This window comes from Jannaschia sp. L-14R (assembly GCF_056857695.1).
In genome coordinates, this window is sequence record NZ_JBSXNP010000007.1 from 168,921 (window position 1) to 187,722 (window position 18,802).

Annotated in this window: 19 protein-coding genes; 15 read left to right on the top strand and 4 right to left on the bottom strand. The window is 64.4% G+C overall.

Annotated elements, in window-relative coordinates; genetic code table 11:
- Positions 1-33 precede the first annotated feature (33 nt).
- From tolQ to ftsH, 8 genes are all read left to right on the top strand, one after another.
- Entirely contained in the window at positions 34-732 is a 699-nt protein-coding gene (gene tolQ / locus AC13C2_RS02500; RefSeq protein WP_092760696.1) for a protein TolQ, read from the top strand.
- A gap of 1 nt (position 733) precedes the next feature.
- Positions 734-1,219: a protein TolR gene (tolR, locus tag AC13C2_RS02505; protein WP_092760694.1), complete on the top strand. Its 486-nt coding sequence runs from the start codon at positions 734-736 to the stop codon at positions 1,217-1,219.
- Entirely contained in the window at positions 1,220-2,401 is a 1,182-nt protein-coding gene (locus AC13C2_RS02510; RefSeq protein WP_092760692.1) for a hypothetical protein, read from the top strand.
- A gap of 118 nt (positions 2,402-2,519) precedes the next feature.
- Entirely contained in the window at positions 2,520-3,842 is a 1,323-nt protein-coding gene (gene tolB / locus AC13C2_RS02515; protein WP_474522335.1) for a Tol-Pal system beta propeller repeat protein TolB, read from the top strand.
- Positions 3,843-3,853: 11 nt separating this feature from the next.
- Positions 3,854-4,366: a peptidoglycan-associated lipoprotein Pal gene (gene pal, locus AC13C2_RS02520; RefSeq protein WP_092760688.1), complete on the top strand. Its 513-nt coding sequence runs from the start codon at positions 3,854-3,856 to the stop codon at positions 4,364-4,366.
- Positions 4,366-5,208 carry a tol-pal system protein YbgF gene (gene ybgF, locus AC13C2_RS02525; protein WP_424337778.1) on the top strand — a complete coding sequence of 281 codons (843 nt, stop codon included), beginning with the start codon at positions 4,366-4,368 and terminating at the stop codon, positions 5,206-5,208. Before pal ends, ybgF begins: the two co-directional genes overlap by 1 nt.
- A complete protein-coding gene (tilS, locus tag AC13C2_RS02530; protein ID WP_482885850.1) occupies positions 5,192-6,457 on the top strand; it encodes a tRNA lysidine(34) synthetase TilS in 1,266 nt (421 codons plus the stop codon). The genes ybgF and tilS overlap by 17 nt, the downstream gene beginning before the upstream one ends.
- 75 nt (positions 6,458-6,532) lie before the next feature.
- A complete protein-coding gene (gene ftsH / locus AC13C2_RS02535) occupies positions 6,533-8,452 on the top strand; it encodes an ATP-dependent zinc metalloprotease FtsH (RefSeq protein WP_092760682.1) in 1,920 nt (639 codons plus the stop codon).
- A 192-nt stretch (positions 8,453-8,644) separates the two neighbouring features.
- Here the strand turns inward: ftsH and AC13C2_RS02540 are convergent, their stop codons facing one another.
- Positions 8,645-8,779: a hypothetical protein gene (locus tag AC13C2_RS02540; RefSeq protein WP_482885852.1), complete on the bottom strand. Its 135-nt coding sequence runs from the start codon at positions 8,777-8,779 to the stop codon at positions 8,645-8,647.
- Between the two features lie 242 nt (positions 8,780-9,021).
- Between AC13C2_RS02540 and AC13C2_RS02545 the strand changes: the two genes are divergently transcribed.
- Both AC13C2_RS02545 and folD read left to right on the top strand, forming a co-directional pair.
- Positions 9,022-10,698, top strand: a complete 1,677-nt coding sequence (locus tag AC13C2_RS02545; RefSeq protein WP_424337776.1) for a formate--tetrahydrofolate ligase — start codon at positions 9,022-9,024, stop codon at positions 10,696-10,698.
- Between the two features lie 167 nt (positions 10,699-10,865).
- Positions 10,866-11,771 carry a bifunctional methylenetetrahydrofolate dehydrogenase/methenyltetrahydrofolate cyclohydrolase FolD gene (gene folD, locus AC13C2_RS02550; RefSeq protein ID WP_482885854.1) on the top strand — a complete coding sequence of 302 codons (906 nt, stop codon included), beginning with the start codon at positions 10,866-10,868 and terminating at the stop codon, positions 11,769-11,771.
- Here folD and AC13C2_RS02555 read toward each other — a convergent pair.
- The gene (locus tag AC13C2_RS02555; protein WP_482885883.1) at positions 11,768-12,517 is read right to left on the bottom strand and encodes an alpha/beta fold hydrolase; all 750 of its coding nucleotides are present in this window, start codon (positions 12,515-12,517) and stop codon (positions 11,768-11,770) included. The two genes, folD and AC13C2_RS02555, sit on opposite strands and share 4 nt — an antisense overlap.
- A 145-nt stretch (positions 12,518-12,662) precedes the next feature.
- Between AC13C2_RS02555 and rsgA the strand changes: the two genes are divergently transcribed.
- Positions 12,663-13,709 carry a ribosome small subunit-dependent GTPase A gene (rsgA, locus tag AC13C2_RS02560; protein WP_482885855.1) on the top strand — a complete coding sequence of 349 codons (1,047 nt, stop codon included), beginning with the start codon at positions 12,663-12,665 and terminating at the stop codon, positions 13,707-13,709.
- A 68-nt stretch (positions 13,710-13,777) separates the two neighbouring features.
- Here rsgA and AC13C2_RS02565 read toward each other — a convergent pair whose 3' ends face one another.
- Positions 13,778-14,689, bottom strand: a complete 912-nt coding sequence (locus tag AC13C2_RS02565; RefSeq protein ID WP_482885856.1) for a pirin family protein — start codon at positions 14,687-14,689, stop codon at positions 13,778-13,780.
- 115 nt (positions 14,690-14,804) lie between these two features.
- On the opposite strand from AC13C2_RS02565, the gene AC13C2_RS02570 reads away from it, so the two are divergent.
- Positions 14,805-15,287 (top strand): hypothetical protein, encoded by a 483-nt coding sequence (locus tag AC13C2_RS02570; RefSeq protein WP_092760670.1) that lies wholly within the window; start codon positions 14,805-14,807, stop codon positions 15,285-15,287.
- Here AC13C2_RS02570 and cobT read toward each other — a convergent pair.
- On the bottom strand, positions 15,284-16,285 hold the full coding sequence (cobT, locus tag AC13C2_RS02575; protein WP_092760668.1) for a nicotinate-nucleotide--dimethylbenzimidazole phosphoribosyltransferase: 1,002 nt from the start codon (positions 16,283-16,285) through the stop codon (positions 15,284-15,286). The two genes, AC13C2_RS02570 and cobT, sit on opposite strands and share 4 nt — an antisense overlap.
- Positions 16,286-16,364: 79 nt before the next feature.
- On the opposite strand from cobT, the gene cobS reads away from it, so the two are divergent.
- From cobS to AC13C2_RS02590, 3 genes are read left to right on the top strand one after another with little or no spacing between them, the layout of a single operon-like run.
- Positions 16,365-17,105 carry an adenosylcobinamide-GDP ribazoletransferase gene (gene cobS, locus AC13C2_RS02580; protein WP_092760666.1) on the top strand — a complete coding sequence of 247 codons (741 nt, stop codon included), beginning with the start codon at positions 16,365-16,367 and terminating at the stop codon, positions 17,103-17,105.
- A 9-nt stretch (positions 17,106-17,114) separates the two neighbouring features.
- Positions 17,115-17,795, top strand: a complete 681-nt coding sequence (locus AC13C2_RS02585; RefSeq protein WP_092760664.1) for a molecular chaperone DjiA — start codon at positions 17,115-17,117, stop codon at positions 17,793-17,795.
- A complete protein-coding gene (locus tag AC13C2_RS02590; protein ID WP_482885857.1) occupies positions 17,792-18,802 on the top strand; it encodes an endonuclease/exonuclease/phosphatase family protein in 1,011 nt (336 codons plus the stop codon). The genes AC13C2_RS02585 and AC13C2_RS02590 overlap by 4 nt, the downstream gene beginning before the upstream one ends.

The following is an 18,802-nucleotide window of genomic DNA, read 5'->3' on the forward strand; positions in this document are numbered from 1 at the left end:
AACGATCCGAACAACCAAGGACGGGCAGTCCACATGGAAACCGAAGTACTGGCAGCCGCCAGCGAGATCGACTTCTCGCTCTGGGCGCTGTTCCTGCGTGCGACCTTCATCGTGAAGATCGTTATGGTCATGCTGTTTGCAGCCTCGATCTGGGTCTGGGCCGTGCTGATCCAGAAAGTCGTGCAGTTCCGGCGCGCGCGCAACCACGCCGCCTCCTTCGACCGGGCTTTCTGGTCGGGCGAGCCGTTGGACGAACTCTATGACCAGATCGGCGACCGACCCAAATCCGCGTCGGAGCGCATCTTCGCCTCGGCAATGCAGGAATGGTCGCGCAGCCACCGCGATGACGGTGGCCTGATCGCGGGCACCCAGTCGCGCATCGATCGCACCATGGATGTGGCCATCGCCAAGGAACGCGACCGCCTGACATCCGGGCTCGTTTTTCTGGCCACGGTCGGATCCACCGGACCGTTCGTCGGCCTGTTCGGCACGGTCTGGGGCATCAAGAACGCGTTCGAACAGATCGCCATCAGCCAGAACACCAATCTCGCAGTCGTGGCTCCCGGCATTGCCGAAGCCTTGCTGGCCACGGGACTGGGCCTTCTGGCCGCCATTCCGGCGGTCGTCTTCTATAACAAGCTGACCCGCGATGCGGATCGCATCACCGGTAACTACGAAGCCTTCGCGGACGAATTCGCCACTATCCTGTCGCGCCAGCTGGACGCGGCCTGACATGGGGGCGGGAACGATCCAGTCCGGCGGCGGCAGTGGCGGGCGACGCCGCAGGCGCAGCAGCAGCGGTGCACCGATGTCCGAAATCAACGTCACGCCCTTTGTGGACGTGATGCTGGTGCTGCTGATCATCTTCATGGTCGCGGCCCCCCTGCTCACGGCGGGCGTTCCCGTCGAGCTGCCCCAGACTGCCGCCACGCCCCTGCCTCAGGAAGACGAGGAGCCGCTGGCCATAACGGTCGCAGCGGATGGTCTCGTGCAGATCGGGTCTCAGGAAGTGCCACGCGACGAATTGGTCACGCGATTGCAGGCGATCGCCGGCGAACGTCAGAGCGACAGGGTGTTCCTGCGCGCTGACGGAAGCGTGCCATATTCCGACATTATGGTGGTGATGGGTGCTTTGAACGCGGGCGGGTTCCGAAATATCGGGCTGGTCACGGATGCGGGCGGGCCGACGCTGGATGGCACCGGCACGGCGGATCAGTAGATGGAACGGCGCACGGCAGTCGCGCTCTCGGGCACGGCCCATGCAGGCCTGATCGTCTGGGCCATGGTTGCCGGGCTTTTCAACCCCGTTGAAGACGACCAGTTGCAGATTGCGGCCGTCAGCGTCATTTCCAGTGCCGAATTCGACGCACTGGTGTCGGCGGCTCCGGCCCCTGCCGCGCCCGCTCCGGCAGCACCTGCGGCACCCGAACAACCCGAAACATCTCAGGCGCCTACTCCCACCGAAGAAGCACCGCCCCCTGAGCCTGCACCGACGCCCGTGACCCCGACTCCTACCCAGCCTGACGATACGCCGGACGTGGCAGAACTGGTCCTGCCACAGACCGAAGTGACGCAGGATGCACCGAACGCGCCGACCCCGCCCGCCGATGCGCCGGATGCGGCACCCGGCCCACGGCCCACCCCGCGCGCCGCGGAACGCGTGTCGCCCACGCCTGCCCCGGCCCCGCCGCCTCTGACGGAAACCGCACCAACGGTCGAGGCCCCGCCTGCCCCATCGGACGTCAAACCGGAGGAGCCGGTCGAACCTGCCGAAACGCCGACCGCGCCCGAGGAGAGCGCACCGCGTATCATCACCGAAGCCGATATCCCGGCGGCCGCCGAACAACCGTCGAATGCCCCCGAGACATCGTCACGGCCTCCGTCACGGCCCGCGCGTCCGCAAGTTGCTGTGGCCGAAACGCCCGCCGCTCCGGCACGACCCGCCGCTCCGGCGGAACCCCGACCGACTGAAACGGCGACCGCCGCCGAAGAACCCCGCACATTCGATACATCCGCGGCTTTGGCCGAAGCTCTGGGTGGCGGCACACCCGCCTCGCCCGGCGATCCAGGCCCGCAACTTTCTCCGGGACAGGAGGAAGGCTTCCGTCTCGCCGTGCAAAGCTGCTGGGATCTGGGTGCCGTCTCGACCGATGTCATGCGGACCGTAATGACGGTGTCGTTCGAAATGCGGCCCGACGGTTTTCCCATCTCCAGTACGATCCGGGTGAAAAATGCGTCGGGCGGCACCGCGGCGTCCCAGCAAATCGCATTAGAACGGGCCAAGACCGCGATTATCCAGTGTTCGGTGAAGAATCAGGGCTATGACTTGCCCGAAGAAAGCTATGCACAGTGGAAAAACATCACGATCACCTTCGATCCGACGCAATCGCGGGTTCGGTGATGTCACAATATCGCGCTGAACGTTGCCACCCTGCAGCAAAGCCCACACGGCCGGTTGAGAAATTTCGCCATGGCGGCGATACCGGACGCACGACCGTTCTGGAAACGATGAGGTTGACGTGAAACGATTGTATCAAGGTCTCTGCGCCGCTCTGCTGTCGCTTGCATTCCTGACAGGTGCCGCACGGGCGCAGTTGGAAATCATCATCACCGATCCGAACATATCGCCTCTGCCCTTTGCGGTGCCGACTTTCGTGGCGCGGAACGCGGAGGCGGCCGAACTTGCCGACAACATCTCGCAGGTCATCGCGGCGGATTTGACGAACACCGGCCTGTTCCGTGAAATCCCCAGGGACGCTCATATTTCACGTATCGGCACTTTCGATGCCCCGATCCAGTTTTCCGACTGGAAGGCGATCAATGCACAGGCGCTTATCACCGGCTCCGTTCTGGCCGAGGGGGACGGGCGCATCGTCGTTCAGTTCCGACTGTTCGACGTGACCAGCGAGGCACCTCTGGGCGAGGGACTGCAATTCGTCGGGACCGCCGATGGCTGGCGCCGCATGGCCCACAAGGTTGCCGACGCCGCCTATTCCCGCATCACCGGCGAAGGCCCCTATTTCGACAGCCGCACGGTATTCGTCTCGGAACAGGGGCCCAAGGATGCACGGCTCAAGCGTCTGGCGGTGATGGATTACGACGGGGCGAATGTACAATATCTGACGTCGTCGGATTCCATCGTGTTGGCCCCTCGGTTCAGCCCGGACGGCAGCCGAATCATCTATACCGGGTATGAATCGGGCTTTCCCAAGGTCACGTTGATCAATGTCGGCACCCTCCAAAAGCAGACCGTGGGCGGCATCGACCAGAACATGAGCTTCGCCCCACGATTCAGCCCGGATGGCGGACGCGTCGTGTATTCCGCCGAGGTGGCAGGCAATACCGACCTGTATCTGCTGGATCTCAACTCGGGTGCGACGACGCGGCTGACGACGGCCCCCTCGATCGAGACGGCCCCCAGTTTCAGCCCCGATGGCACCCGGATCACCTTCGAGTCTGATCGCTCGGGCGGACAGCAGCTTTATATTATGCCTGCGAGTGGCGGCGAAGGTAACCGGATCAGCTTTGGCGCGGGCCGGTATGGCACGCCTGTCTGGTCGCCCAAGAACGATTATATCGCCTTCACCAAGCAGAATGAGGGCCGCTTCCACATTGGCGTGATGCGCACCGACGGGTCCGAAGAACGGCTGCTGACCGGAGCTTTTCTGGACGAGGGGCCGACCTGGGCGCCGAACGGGCGTGTGATCATGTTTACCCGCGAGACGTCGGGCGCGAATGGTGCGCCTGCTTTGTATACGGTCGACATTACTGGCCGGAATCTTCAACGTGCCGCGACTCCCGCGGCGGCTTCGGACCCGTCCTGGGGTCCGCTCCTTCGATAGAGGTAGATACCATGAAACTGACTGCACTTCTTCTGTTGGCCGCGCTGACCCTGTCCGCCTGTGGCAGCCGCCTGGGTCAAGACGGGGCGAACGGCGCCGTCGATCTGAATGCCGGCGCAAACGGCAGTTTTGTCCCCGGCAGCGCCAACGATCCATCCTCGGTGGCTTATTTCCAGCAAACCATCGGCGACCGCGTACTGTTCGCTCTCAATCAATCCAGCCTGTCTCCCGAGGCGCAGACCGTCCTTGCCGCCCAGGCCCGTTGGATGAACAGCAACCCCGGCTACACCGCGCTGATCGAAGGTCATGCGGACGAACAGGGCACCCGGGAATACAACCTTGCGCTTGGCGGCCGACGTGCGAATTCGGCCCGCGATTACCTGATCAGCCAGGGCGTTTCCGCCACGCGCCTGCGCACCATCAGCTATGGCAAGGAGCGTCCGGTTCAGGTCTGTTCGACAGAAGCGTGCTATAGCCAGAACCGTCGAGCCGTCACCGTGCTGGCCGCCGGGGCGGGCGTCTGATGCTGCGCGTCCTCTGCGTCGCTCTGTTGACAGCGATGTCGGGGCTGCCTGCAGTCGCGCAGCAGGACCAGACCCTGGCCGACATTCGCCAGCAGTTGAGCGTTCTGCAGGTCGAGATGCAGAAACTGAAGGGTGAATTGAACACCACCGGTGCGCCCGCGACCGGCACTGGTGGGTCCACGGTTCTCGATCGGATGAATGCCATCGAGAGCGAGCTGCAACGCTTGACCCAAAAGACCGAGCGGATGCAGTTTCGCATCGAAAGCGTATCACGTGACGGGGCCGCAAGAATCGAGGATCTGCGGTTCCAGCTTTGCGAACTGACGACCGATTGCGACCTGGCGTCCCTGCCGAACCCCGGCCCGCTGGGCGGCGCGCCCGAGGGCGGAACAGCGGCAGCGGGCATCATCGCGCCTCCGGCCGAAACCGGTGGCACGTCCGGCGGCGCTGAGTTGGCGTTCAGCGAACAGGCTGATTTTGACCGCGCCAAATCCGCGCTGGATGCGGGTGACAATGCCGCTGCGGCGCAGGCGTTCAGTCAGTTCGTCACAAGCTATCCGACCGGGCCGCTGACCGCCGAAGCACAGTTCTTCCGCGGCCAGGCGCTGGCCCGCGACGGCCAGCACGCCGCTGCGGCCCGCGCATATCTCGAATCGTTTTCCGGCACCCCCGAAGGCCCGCGGGCGCCCGAAGCGCTGGTGGGGCTGGGCACGGCGCTCGGCTCTCTGGGGCAAAACGATGAGGCATGTCTGACGCTGTCGGAAGTGGCGATCCGCTTCCCGAACTCGCCCGCCATCTCGCAGGCCAATGCGGCGCGGGCAGGTCTTGGCTGCGCAGGATAGTACCATCGGGGGACGCCTCTGGACGTCCCTCGAGACCCTTCTCGGCCCCCGTCGCTCTCGTTTCGAGTCTGGCCCGCTTGGCGTTGCCATTTCGGGTGGCGGCGATTCGACGGCGCTTTTGCTGGCGACGCTCGACTGGGCGAAAGAAGACGGAATCGACGTTCGAGCCGTGACAGTGGACCACGGCTTGCGCGACGGCTCCGCAGCCGAAACGAACCATGTCGCCACCCTTTGCGCCGGTCTGGGTTGCCCGCATGATACACTGACCCTGACCGATCTGGTCCCCGGCCCGAACCTTCAGGCGCGCGCCCGCGATGCCAGGTACGAGGCGATGAAGGACTGGGCCGGGACCGTGGGGTGCAACGCCGTTCTGCTGGGTCACACCGCCGATGACGTTGCCGAAACGCTGGTGTTGCGGTTGCGGCGCGGGGCGGGCATCGACGGTTTGGCCCGGATGGCGGCGTGGCGGCTGGCGGCGCACACGTCGCTGCACTGGGGCCGCCCGTTTCTGGATATCCGCCGCGCCGAATTGCGCGACTATCTCGGTGCAAAGGGGATCACACCTATCGAAGATCCAAGCAACGAAGACCCGTCTTTCGATCGCATCGCGGTCCGCCATGCGATGGCGAGCCTCGGCCTTGATGTCGCAACTTTGTGTCAGTCGGCGACGGCGCTGGGCGAAGCGCGGGATACCCTGGACCATCGGATGCGCATGCTGGCCCGCGAGCTTATCCGCGAGGATCGTGGCGACCTGATCTTCGCCCTTGCGCCTTTCTCCGACCTGTTCGCGTCGGAACCTGAACACGCCAGACGCTTGCTGGTCGCCGCACTGGCATGGGTGGGCGGCAAGTCGGATGCACCCCGCCGGGCCGAACAGCGTCGTTTGCGTGAAAATATTCTGAACCGTCAGGCCTGCACACTGGCCGGATGCCGGATAGAGCCGAACCTGCCCGATATGCGGATCGGACGTGAACTTTCCGCCGTCGCCGGTCCGTCCCAGACCGACGCGGTATGGGACGGGCGCTGGATACTGGACGGCCCGCATGCGCCCGAGCTTACCGTCGGCGCGCTCGGCGACGACATCAATTCCATCGACTGGAGAGCGACCGGCCTGCCGCGAAAAACCGTCATGGCCTCGCCTGCGGTGCGGCGCGGAGACAGCCTGATCGCCGCGCCGATCGCCGGGTGGTCGGAAGGTTGGGACGCATTTCCCCGCGTCGCATTCGCACAGGCGCTGATAAGACGTTGAACCTGCGGCCCGAACGACTATCTTTCAGTGCAAACCAAACGCGTGGTCTAGGGCCGCGAGATTCGGAGATTTTTCTTGGGTAATGCGCGCAATATCGCCTTCTGGGTCGTTCTTTTCGTCCTTGTGATGGCCCTCTTCCAACTGTTTTCAGGTGGTAATTCGACGGTCGCCGGCCGCGACGTCCCGTACTCCGACTTCATCAACCAGGTCGAGAACGGGTCGGTTTCCACTGTGACTCTGGACGGCGAGCGGATCGTCTTCCGCGGCGCATCGGGTGCTGACCAGATGACGATCAAGCCTGCCGACGTGGACGTAACCGATACGCTTCTGAAGAATAACGTGCGGATCGTCGCCGAAAGTCAGCAACAGTCTGGGTTCCTGTCGGCGCTGGGACTGTGGTTGCCGTTCCTCGTGCTGATCGGGATCTGGATCTTCTTCATGAATCGCATGCAGGGCGGCGGCAAAGGCGGCGCCATGGGCTTCGGCAAGTCGAAGGCAAAACTGCTGACCGAGAAATCGGGCCGGGTGACGTTTGACGACGTGGCTGGCATCGATGAGGCCAAGGAAGACCTGGAAGAAATCGTCGAATTCCTGCGTAATCCGCAAAAGTTCAGTCGACTGGGCGGTAAAATTCCCAAGGGCGCTCTTTTGGTTGGCCCTCCGGGTACGGGCAAAACGCTTCTGGCGCGCGCCGTGGCGGGCGAAGCCGGGGTGCCGTTCTTTACCATTTCCGGCTCTGACTTCGTCGAGATGTTCGTGGGTGTCGGGGCCAGCCGTGTCCGCGATATGTTCGAACAGGCCAAGAAAAACGCGCCCTGTATCGTCTTCATCGACGAAATCGACGCCGTCGGCCGTTCGCGCGGCGTCGGCTATGGCGGTGGCAACGACGAGCGTGAGCAGACGCTGAACCAGCTTCTGGTCGAAATGGACGGGTTCGAGGCGAACGAGGGCATCATCATCGTCGCCGCCACCAACCGGCCCGACGTTCTGGACCCGGCATTGCTGCGCCCCGGTCGCTTCGACCGTCAGGTGCAGGTGCCGAATCCCGACATCAAGGGTCGTGAAAAGATCCTCAACGTTCATGCCCGCAAGGTGCCGCTGGGTGCTGACGTCGACCTGCGGATCATTGCGCGTGGCACGCCTGGTTTCTCGGGGGCCGACCTTGCCAACCTCGTGAACGAATCCGCGCTGAGCGCTGCTCGCATTGGCCGCCGTGTCGTGACGATGGAGGACTTCGAGCAAGCCAAGGACAAGGTGATGATGGGGGCCGAGCGTCGGTCGATGGTCATGACCGAAGACGAAAAGAAACTGACCGCCTATCACGAAGCCGGTCACGCTATCGTCGGCCTGAACGTGCCGCAGCATGATCCTATCCACAAGGCAACGATCATCCCGCGCGGTCGTGCATTGGGTCTGGTGTTGTCGCTGCCCGAACGCGACCGGATCTCGGCCAGCTATCAGTGGTTCACCTCGCGCATTGCAATGGCGATGGGTGGCCGCGTCGCCGAGGAGCTGATCTTCGGCAAGGAGCATGTCACCAGCGGGGCCAGTCAGGACATCAAACAGGCCACGCAAATGGCGCGCGCCATGGTCACGCAATATGGCTATGCCCACGAGGAATTGGGGTTCGTCGATTATGCAAACGAACAGCAAAGTTTCCTGGGACCCTATGGCGGCGGTACGAACCATTCGTCCGAAACGCAAAAGCTGATCGACGACAAGGTCAAGGAAATCATCAACGACGGGTATGAGACCGCCAAGCGTATCCTGACCGAAAAGGCCGATGCGCTGGAAAACCTGGCGCAGGGTCTTCTGGAATATGAGACGCTGACCGGACCCGAGATCATGAAGGTGATCAACGGAGAGGTGCTCACGCGCGGTGATGACGACGATCACACGGATATTTCGGGCGGCAGCAGCCTGACGGCGGTTCCGAAAACCAAGCCGAAATCCAAGGGTCCGGATATCGCGCCCGAACCCGAACCAAGCGCCTGAGGTTTTCTCAACGGCCCCGGCATCGTGTCATGGCGCGTGCCGGGGTTTCCATTCCGTGACGGGTAGGATGCGTATGCCGTGCTGGCTTGCTGAAAACATCGGTTGCCTGTGCCTGATCAGAGGCTGGCAATGCGCAAAGGAAAAGGCCTGACGCAGCGCATCAGGCCTTTGAAATCAATCTGTTCGTATTTATCAGGCCAGAGCCAGGCTTGTCGCGAGAGCAAGGGCCAGACCGGTGACGAAACCGGCGTGAATGAAGAGGCTTGTGGCGGTCATGGTAAGCTCCTGAGTTGGGTAGTTCGGCGATACTCTGCCGATGATGTTCATCGTTCTTGCAGGTAGAACAATTAACAACTCGTTTCGGTTCCTTGATTCGGCACGATCATTTTTCCAGCTCTGGCCGATGCTTCCGTTTCCCAGCCGTTGCCATAGTTTCCAATCCGATCCGTCAGGCCCTTGCGGCGACGTGGGAACGTGTCGGAATGTCGGTTTTCGCAACACCCTTCCCCTGTCGCTCCGCATAGGGCTTGTGCCAAGTCTGAAGCCCGCGCGACGAAAAGGATGCCGCCATGACCGTGAAGACAGATATCGAGATTGCCCGTGCGGCGAATAAGCGTCCTATCCTGGAGATCGGAGAGAAGCTGGGCATCGGGGCGGATGATCTGCTGCCGTATGGGCATGACAAGGCCAAGGTCAGTCAGGCGTTCATCAACGGCATCGAGGCGCGCAAGAGTGGCAAACTTATCCTTGTGACCGCGATCAACCCGACACCCGCGGGTGAAGGCAAGACGACGACGACGGTGGGTCTGGGCGACGGTCTGAACGCGATCGGCAAAAAGGCGATGATCTGCATCCGCGAAGCCTCGCTCGGGCCCAATTTCGGGATGAAGGGCGGCGCTGCGGGCGGCGGTTACGCGCAGATCGTTCCTATGGAGGAGATGAACCTCCACTTCACCGGCGATTTCCATGCCATCACCAGTGCGCATTCCCTGCTGTCGGCGATGATCGACAATCACATCTACTGGGGCAACACGCTGGAGATCGACATCCGACGCGTCGTCTGGCGGCGCGTCGTCGATATGAACGACCGGGCGCTGCGCCAGATCACCGCCAGCCTGGGCGGGGTCAGCAACGGTTTTCCCAGTGAGGCCGGGTTCGATATCACCGTTGCATCTGAAGTCATGGCCTGCCTGTGTCTGGCCAGTGACCTGAAGGATCTGGAGAAACGTTTGGGTGATATGATCGTGGCTTATACCCGCGATCGCAAACCGATCTATGCCCGCGATATCAAGGCCGATGGTGCGATGACGGTATTGTTGAAGGATGCGATGCAACCCAATCTGGTGCAGACGCTGGAGAACAACCCCGCCTTCGTGCATGGCGGGCCGTTCGCCAACATCGCGCATGGCTGCAACTCGGTCATCGCGACGACGACGGCGCTGAAACTGGCGGATTACGTGGTGACCGAGGCGGGCTTCGGGGCTGATCTGGGGGCCGAGAAGTTCATGAACATCAAGTGCCGCAAGGCCGGGATCGCGCCAGATTGCGTGGTGCTGGTGGCGACGGTGCGGGCGATGAAGATGAACGGCGGCATCGCCAAAGCCGATCTGGCCGCTGAAAATGTAGACGCGGTAAAGGCGGGCTGCGCCAATCTGGGCCGCCACATCGGCAATGTGAAATCCTTCGGCGTGCCGGTCGTGGTCGCGATCAACCACTTCACCGGCGACTCGGATGCCGAGGTGCAGGCGGTCAGTGACTACGTCGCCAGCCAGGGATCCGAGGCCATCGTCTCGAAGCATTGGGCCGACGGCTCCAAGGGGTCCGAGGCGTTGGCCAGGCGCGTGGCGGAAATCGCCGATGCGGGGGTGGCGAACTTCGCGCCGCTCTACCCCGACGAGATGCCGCTGTTCCAGAAGATGGAGACTATCGCCAAACGAATCTATCACGCCGACGAGGTGCTGGCCGACAAGAAGATCCGCGATCAGCTAAAGGCCTGGGAAGAACAGGGCTATGGCCATCTGCCGGTCTGCATGGCCAAGACGCAGTATTCCTTCTCGACCGATCCGAATTTGCGTGGCGCGCCGACGGGGCATTCGGTGCCGGTCCGCGAAGTCAGGCTGTCGGCAGGGGCAGGCTTCGTGGTCGCGGTCTGCGGCGATATCATGACGATGCCCGGCCTGCCGCGCGTGCCCTCGGCCGAGAACATCCGGTTGAACGACGCGGGCGAGGTCGAGGGGCTGTTTTGAAGGTGCGAAACCCGAAACGCCGCCGTTCACCTTTGTGAATCAATCGTTCACATTCGGGACCAGCGGTCGCAGCAATGCTCCGCGACCGGCGAAGAATCGCCACGGGTGATCCACGGGTGACCTGCGGGTGATCCGGGTCGGACAAGAAAGCAGATGAGGAGAAACGGATGACCGCAACGATCATCGACGGAAAGGCCTTCGCGGCCCGCATCCGCGAACAGGTCGCCACCGAGGTCGCGCGGGTAAAGGCCGCAGGCGTGACACCCGGTCTGGCCGTCGTTCTGGTCGGTGAGGATCCCGCCAGTGCCGTCTATGTCCGCAACAAGGGCAAGCAGACGGTCGAGGTTGGAATGGAGAGCTTCGAGCACAGGCTGCCTGCCGACACCTCCGAAGCCGACCTGCTGGCCCTGATCGCGCAGCTGAACGCCGACCCGGCGGTCCACGGCATCCTGTGCCAGTTGCCGCTGCCCGATCATATCGATGCCGACAAGGTGCTGGCCGCGATCGACCCGGCCAAGGACGTCGATGGCTTCCACATCTCGAACGTCGGTCTTCTGGCGACGGGGCAGAAGGCGATGGTGCCCTGTACGCCGCTGGGGTGCCTGATGATGCTGCGGGATCATCATGGCTCGCTGTCAGGCATGGATGCGGTCGTGCTGGGCCGGTCGAACATCGTCGGCAAGCCGATGGCGCAGCTTCTGCTGGGCGACAGCTGCACCGTGACCATCGCGCATTCGCGCACCAGGAACCTGGCCGATGTCGTGCGCCGCGCCGATATCGTGGTCGCCGCCGTGGGCCGCCCGCAGATGGTGCCCGGCGACTGGATCAAACCGGGCGCCACGGTCATCGATGTCGGCATCAACCGCATCGACGCCGGGGTCAGGGATGACGGGACGCCGAGGACACGGCTGGTGGGCGACGTCGACTTCGACAGTTGCGCTGCCGTGGCAGGGGCGATCACCCCGGTCCCCGGCGGTGTCGGCCCCATGACCATTGCCTGCCTGCTGGCCAATACGCTGACCGCCTGCTGCCGCGCACATGGTCTGGACGAGCCGGAGGGCCTGACCGCCTAGACGTCGAGAAAGGCGCGCACCGCCGCCTCGAATTCGCGCGGTTTCTCGGCGTGCAACCAATGGTGGGCGTCGGGAATTCTGGCGAAGCGTGCCTGCGGGAACAATGCCTTGATCGTGGCCCGGTGTTCGGGGCGGACGTAGTCGCTTTCCGCGCCTGACAGGAAGAACGCGGGCCCGTCGAACGTGCCAGAGAGATCGGGAAAGCCGAGGATCTTCGGCATCTCGGCCTCCAGTGTGTCGAGGTTCAGGGTCCAGCGCTTGTCGGCGGTGTCCAGCGATTGCAGCAGGAACGACCGCGTGCCGTCGTCGGGCACCTGCATGAGTTGTGCGGCGGCATCCGACCGACGGGTGACGCCAGACAGATCGACGGCGCGCATGGCCGCGATCAGATGCGCCTGTGTGTGGTCGTACGCAACGGGAGCGATGTCGGCCACGATCAGGCGGCGAAGGCGCGTCGGGTCGGTCAGTGCCAGAACCATCGCCGCCTTACCGCCCATCGAATGGCCCAGAACGTCGTGCGGCGTATCGCCGATGACCTGCGCCAGATCGGCGGCGAGATCGGCATAGGAATGGGTGTCGTGCCACGCGCTGTCGCCGTGATTTCGCATGTCGACGGCGACGACCTGACGATCCGTGGACAGGCGCTTGGCGATAACGCCCCAGTTGCGCGCCGACCCGAACAGGCCATGCGCGATCAGAAGCGGGGGGCGGTCGGTGGGCAAGCCGTGGCGGATCGTGTTCAACATGGAAACCGCAGTATCCGTCCGCCGCTCCGATTGCCAGATGCGGCGGGTGAAGCCCTGATCGGAAGAGACGACGCTGGGCTGACGCTTGCCCAGCACCACCCCGCCATGCGACGACGCAATGAGACCCCCATCTGAAAGCACTTCCATGTCCGACGACATGCCCCCGACCGACGATCTGACGCTGGCGGCCCTGGGCTGGCAGGCGTTCTTTGCCGATCAGGTGTCGGATGCCGATCTGGAAGCCGCGCCCCCGGTCCGCGTCACCGAAGTCCATCGCAGCGGGTTGCGTGCGCTTGGGGCCGGGTTGGACCGGCGTATTCCGCCGGGCGTGGCGGCGACCGTGGGCGACTGGATGCTGCTGGACCGGGATCGCCCCGTCGACAGCCGCGTGCTGGACCGGCACAGCCTGATCAAGCGCCGCGCGCCCGGCAAGGGGCACGAGGTACAGTTGATCGCGGCGAACATCGACACGGTGTTCATCGTCACCTCCTGCACGCGCGAATTCAACGTGGCCCGGCTGGAACGCTATGCCGCCCTGACCCTTGAGGCGGGGGCCGTGCCGGTGATCGTGATGACCAAGCCCGATCTGTGCGACGACGCGCAGGCCATGGCCGACCGGGCGCGGACGATTTCGGACCGGGTAGAGGTCGTGGTTCTGGACGCGCGGGGCGACGCACCCCGCCGCGATCTGGCGCGTTGGTGCGGGCCGGGGCAGACGGTGGCGTTTCTGGGGTCGTCAGGCGTGGGGAAATCGACGCTGGTGAATGCGCTGTCCGACGGGCCGGAGATCGCCACCCAACCCGCGCGCGAAGCGGACGACCGGGGGCGTCACACAACGACGCACCGGCAGATGCACCTGCTGGGCAACGGTTGCGTCGTCCTTGACACGCCGGGCATGCGCGAGTTGCAACTGACCGATACCGCCGATGGTCTGGCCACGCTGTTCGCCGATCTGGAAATGCTGGCCGGGCAGTGCAAATTCCGCGACTGCGCCCACGAGAGAGAGCCGGGCTGCGCCATCATGGCCACACTGGACGCAGGCGATATCGACGCGAACCGGGTCGAGCGATGGAAGGTTCTGGTGGCGGAAGACACGTTCAACACCGAAAGCCTGTCGGGCCGGCGCTGGGACGAAAAGGAACGTGCCGAGGGCATCCGCGACCGGCGCGCCCGTCTGGGCAAGGGCGGCTGACCCGCCCCTTCCTCTTGGCATGAAATATCCCAGGGAGCGCGAGGGAAGATCCCTCGCCCCCCTCCCGTCTAATGCGCCGGTTGAATGAACGTCCCGTTGCGCAGGTCCTTCATCGCCTGCTGCAATTCATCCTGAGTGTTCATCACGATGGGACCGTGCCAGGCCACCGGCTCTCTGATCGGCGCGCCCGAGACCAGCAGGAAACGCACGCCGTCTTCGCCCGCCTGCACCGTGATCTCATCGCCGGAGCCGAAGCGGACCAGCGTGCGATTGCCCGACAGGTCGCGGATATTGACCTCCTGACCCTGCCAGTCCTTCTCCACCAGAATCCCCTGCGGCGCGCTGGCATCCGAAAACGCGCCCGAGCCTGCGAAGACATAGGCGAAGGTCTGACGATAGGTGTCGACCTTGAAGGTCTTCTTCACGCCCGGCGGGACCGAAATATCGAGGTATTGCGGATCGGCGGCGATACCGTCGACCGGTCCCCTGGTGCCCCAGATTTCGCCCATGACGACCTTGATGCGGGTGCCGTCATCGTCTGTCACCTCGGGAATGTCCGATCCGGCGATGTCCTGATAGCGCGGGGCCGTCATCTTGAGCGCGCCGGGCAGGTTTGCCCAAAGCTGGAAGCCGTGCATCTGCCCCTTGGCGTTCCCGCGCGGCATTTCCTGATGCAGGATACCGGACCCGGCTGTCATCCACTGGACCGAACCAGCGCCCAAAGTGCCCGAATTGCCCAGCGAGTCGCCGTGATCGACCTCGCCTTCCAGAACATAGGTGATCGTCTCGATTCCCCGGTGCGGATGCCACGGGAAACCGGCGGAATACATATCGGGGTGATCGCCACGGAAGTCGTCGAACAACAGGAACGGATCCTGCTCGGACGGGTCGCCGAAGCCGAAGGCACGGTGAAGGTGGACGCCGGCGCCTTCCAGCGTCGGGCGGGCGGTGCGGGTTTCGAGAACGGGACGCAGAGACATGGCCTGTCCTTTCCTGTTTGGAGTTGACGTAAAGATAGGCGGCGGCGGGCCGTGCCGCAACGCGCGGGTGCGAACCGTGATTGTGCAGCGCCGCGCGGAGCGATAGGCCGGGGCCATGTCCGATCCGATGCACATCCTCCGTCCCTCAGCCCCGCGCCGCATGATGGGCCTGGTGATCCAGTTGCTGCTGGGCGGCTTGTTATTGTGGCTGGCCGTGGTGAACCCGCCGTCGAACCCGCTGTGGAAGATATTCCTCGTGCTGATAGGGATCGGTGCACTGGTGCTGGCGCAGAAGGGCTGGCGCGGATCGGCGCAGGGCATCGTGCTGCGCGAGGATGGCCTGTGGTCCGAGGACGGCACCCCGATCGCACCGCTGGATCAGATCGCGTCGGTCGATCGCACGCTGTTCAGCCTGAAGCCGTCGAACGGGTTCCTGATCCGCCTGAAATCGCCGCTGGGCCGGGCCTGGGTGCCGGGCATGTGGTGGCGTGTCGGGCGTCGTGTGGGCATCGGCGGGGTCACGGGGGGCGCGAATACCAAGATCGTGGCCGACGCCCTGTCGTTTCTGGTGGCGGACCGCGACGCGCGGAACGGCTAGCCCGCCGCGACGCCCGCCTCGGCGAATGTGGCCATCCCGGAATGGCAGGCCAGCGCGCCTTTCAGAACCTGAATGGCGAGCGCCGCGCCCGAGCCTTCGCCCAACCGCAGGCCCAGCGAAAGCAGCGGCTGCTTGCCCAGGGCCTCCAGCATGCGGGCGTGCGCACCTTCGGCGGACAGGTGGCCCGCGACGCAATGATCCAATGCGCCCGCCTCTTCGGCCTGCAGGCACAGGGCCGCGGCGCAGCAGATGAACCCGTCGAGAATGACCGGAATGCGCAGCGCCCGTGCGCCCGCGATGGCACCTGCCATGGCTGCGACTTCCCGACCGCCCAGAGCAGCCAGAACCTCCAGCCCCGAACGCTTCGGGTTGGCGGCCAGGCCTGCGGCAATGACCGCCTGCTTGCGGGCCAGCCCGGCATCGTCGACGCCGGTGCCGCGTCCGGTCCAGTCGTCGCCGCCCAGAAGCGCGGTCACGATGGCTGCGGCGGAGGTGGTATTGCCGATGCCCATTTCGCCTGTCACCAGAAGGTCGGCGTTCCGATCGACGGCGTTCCAGCCGGTGGTGAATGCGGCGCAGACCTCGGCCCCGGTCATGGCGGGGCCTTGGGTGAAATCGGCAGTGGGCGTATCCAGGTCGAGTGCGTGAACCTGCATCTGCGCACCCGCGAAATCCGACAACTGGTTGATGGCGGCCCCGCCCGCGCGGAAGTTGGCGACCATCTGCATAGTGACTTCGGGTGGAAAGGCGCTGACACCCCGCGCCGCGACGCCATGGTTGCCCGCGAAAACCAGAACCTGCGGCGCGGCGATCCGGGGGCGCGCGTCGCCGGCCCATCCGGCATACCAGATTGCCAGATCCTCCAACCGGCCCAATGCGCCCGGTGGCTTGGTCAACTGGCCGTTGCGATCCGTGGCCCCGGCGCGGGCGGCGGTGTCGGCGGCGGGAGCGGCGGCCAGGGCGGCACGAATGGCGGTCAGGCTGGTCAGGTCGGTCATTTGAGCCTCGGGTTGATCTTTACGGTGTTGACCACGAGCGATATGCGAGCGTTACGCCCTTCGCCAGTGCAGGAAAGACATGCCCCTTCGATCCGACGTCACTTCCGCGCTGATGCTGATGACCCGCCTGCCGGTCACCACCGCCCTGCGCGCGCCTCCGACGCCACGGGCCGCCGATGCCGCCTGGGCCTGGCCGCTGGCCGGATTGCTGGTCGCGATGATCGCGGTCGGGGCCGGATGGGGGGTCTGGTTTCTGGGGGCGACGCCCGCTGTCGCGGCAGCCGTGACGCTGACGCTTCAGATCGTGCTGACGGGCGCGTTGCACGAGGACGGACTGGCCGACATGGCCGACGGCATCTGGGGCGGTTCCACCCCCGAACGACGGCTTGAGATCATGCGCGACAGCCGGATCGGCACCTATGGGATGGTCGCACTGGTGCTGACGCTGACGATCCGATGGTCGCTGATCGCAACGGCAATGGTGCAGATGCAGGTGCTGCCGGTCCTGATCGCCGCCGTTGTCAGCCGTGCACCGATGGCCGTCGCGATGCGCTGGCTGCCGCCCGCGCGGACCGACGGATTGTCGCATGGCATGGGACGGCCGCCTGCGATCGTGGCGCAGGTCTGTCTGGGGCTGGCGGTTCTGGCGCTGATCCCGGTGGAGGGGCATGGGCTGGTGGCGGGGCTTCTGGTGCTGGGCGTCCTGGCCGGTATCGGGACATTGGCGCGCAGCAGGATCGGGGGACAGACGGGGGATGTGCTGGGGGCAATTCAGCAGCTTTCGGAAATTGTCGTTCTTGCCGTCCTTACATCAGTGTAGGATCGCGCAATGAGCCTTTGGTCCCGTATTCTGGACGTTCTGGCCAGCCTGGCACCGGGCGAGGCGTTGTCCGGGCTGTTCGACCGGCTGCGAACGCCGCCCGACCGTTCGGTCGCCTTTACCATCGCCGTCATCGCGCTGAGCGCCAAGATGGCCAAGGCGGACGGTCTGGTGACCCGCGACGAGGTTTCCGCCTTCCGCGAAGTTTTCACCATCGCACCGTCCGAGATCGACAACGCCGCGCGCGTCTTCGACATGGCGCGCACCGACGTCGCGGGTTTCGAGGAATACGCCCGCCGCATCCAGAAGATGTTCGCGGACGACACGGACACCCTGCGCGACCTGATGGAAGGCCTGTTCCACATCGCGATGGCCGACGGCACCTATCACCCCGCCGAGGACGATTTCCTGACCCGCGTGGCGCAGATCTTCCGCCTTTCGGAACGCGAGTTCCGGTCGCTGCGCACCCGCTTCGTGCCGGGGGTCGAGCCGGATTGCCACGAGGTGCTGGGTGTGGCGCCGGATGCACCGATGGAAGAGATCCGCGCCGCCTGGCGCGCTGCCGTCCGCGAGACGCACCCGGACCGCCTGATGGCGCGCGGCCTGCCGGAAGAGGCGGTAAAACTGGCGGAAAAGCGTCTGATCGCGATCAACCGGGCGTGGGAAAAGATACAGGCCGACGAGGCGTGAGCTTTCGCTTCGCCACATGGAACGTGGAATGGTTCAACCGGCTGTTTTTGGACGATGGCGCGATGGACGCGACCGAGGAGCTGTCGGCACGCTATGAGGTGACGAAGGCGCGGCAGTTGCAGGCTATCGCGGCGGTCATGCGTGCCGTAGACGCCGATGCCCTGCTGATCATCGAGGCACCGGACGACAATCGCCGCCGGTCATCGGTGGTGGCGTTACAGGGCTTCGCCGACGCCGTCGGTCTGCGGACAACGAAAGCGATGCTGGGGTTCGCGAACGACACGCGGCAGGAAATCGCGCTGCTGTATGATCCGACGCGAGTTACACCCCGCCATGCGCCCGGCGATAGCGAAAATGCGCCGCGCTTCGATCGCGTTTTCGGGATGGATCTGGACATCGACCTGAAAGCCGAGCGGCTGATCTGGTCGAAACCTCCGCTGGAACTCGATCTGGAGACGCCGGTCGGGCCGCTGCACCTGATCGGGGTTCACGCCAAGTCGAAAGCCGCGCATGGGGCGGTCGATGCGCAGGACGAGCTGCGGGTGAATATCCTGAACCGGCGCAAGCAACTGGCGCAGTGCATCTGGCTGCGCCGCCGTGTCGATGAGCGCCTGGCCGAAGGACGCGACATGATCGTCGCGGGTGATTTCAACGATGGACCGGGACTGGATGCCTTTGAGACGCTGTTCGGACGGTCTGGGGTGGAGGTTGTGCTGGGCGAAGGGCCGGATGCGCTGCACGACCCGAATGCCAAACCGGTGCGCATCGGGGCCGCCCTGCCCGCGACGGCGCGGTTCTGGGACAATGACAACCGCAGATATCTGAATGCGCTTCTGGACTTTGCTATGGTCAGTCGTAGGTTACGAAGTCGGTGTCGCTGGCGCATTCTGCATCCGTTCGACGATGTCGATGCTTCCAGGGACCCGGATCTGCGGCAGGCCCTTCTGGACGCCTCGGACCATTTCCCGGTGATCCTTGACGTTACCGCTTCTTCGACCCACCTTTGA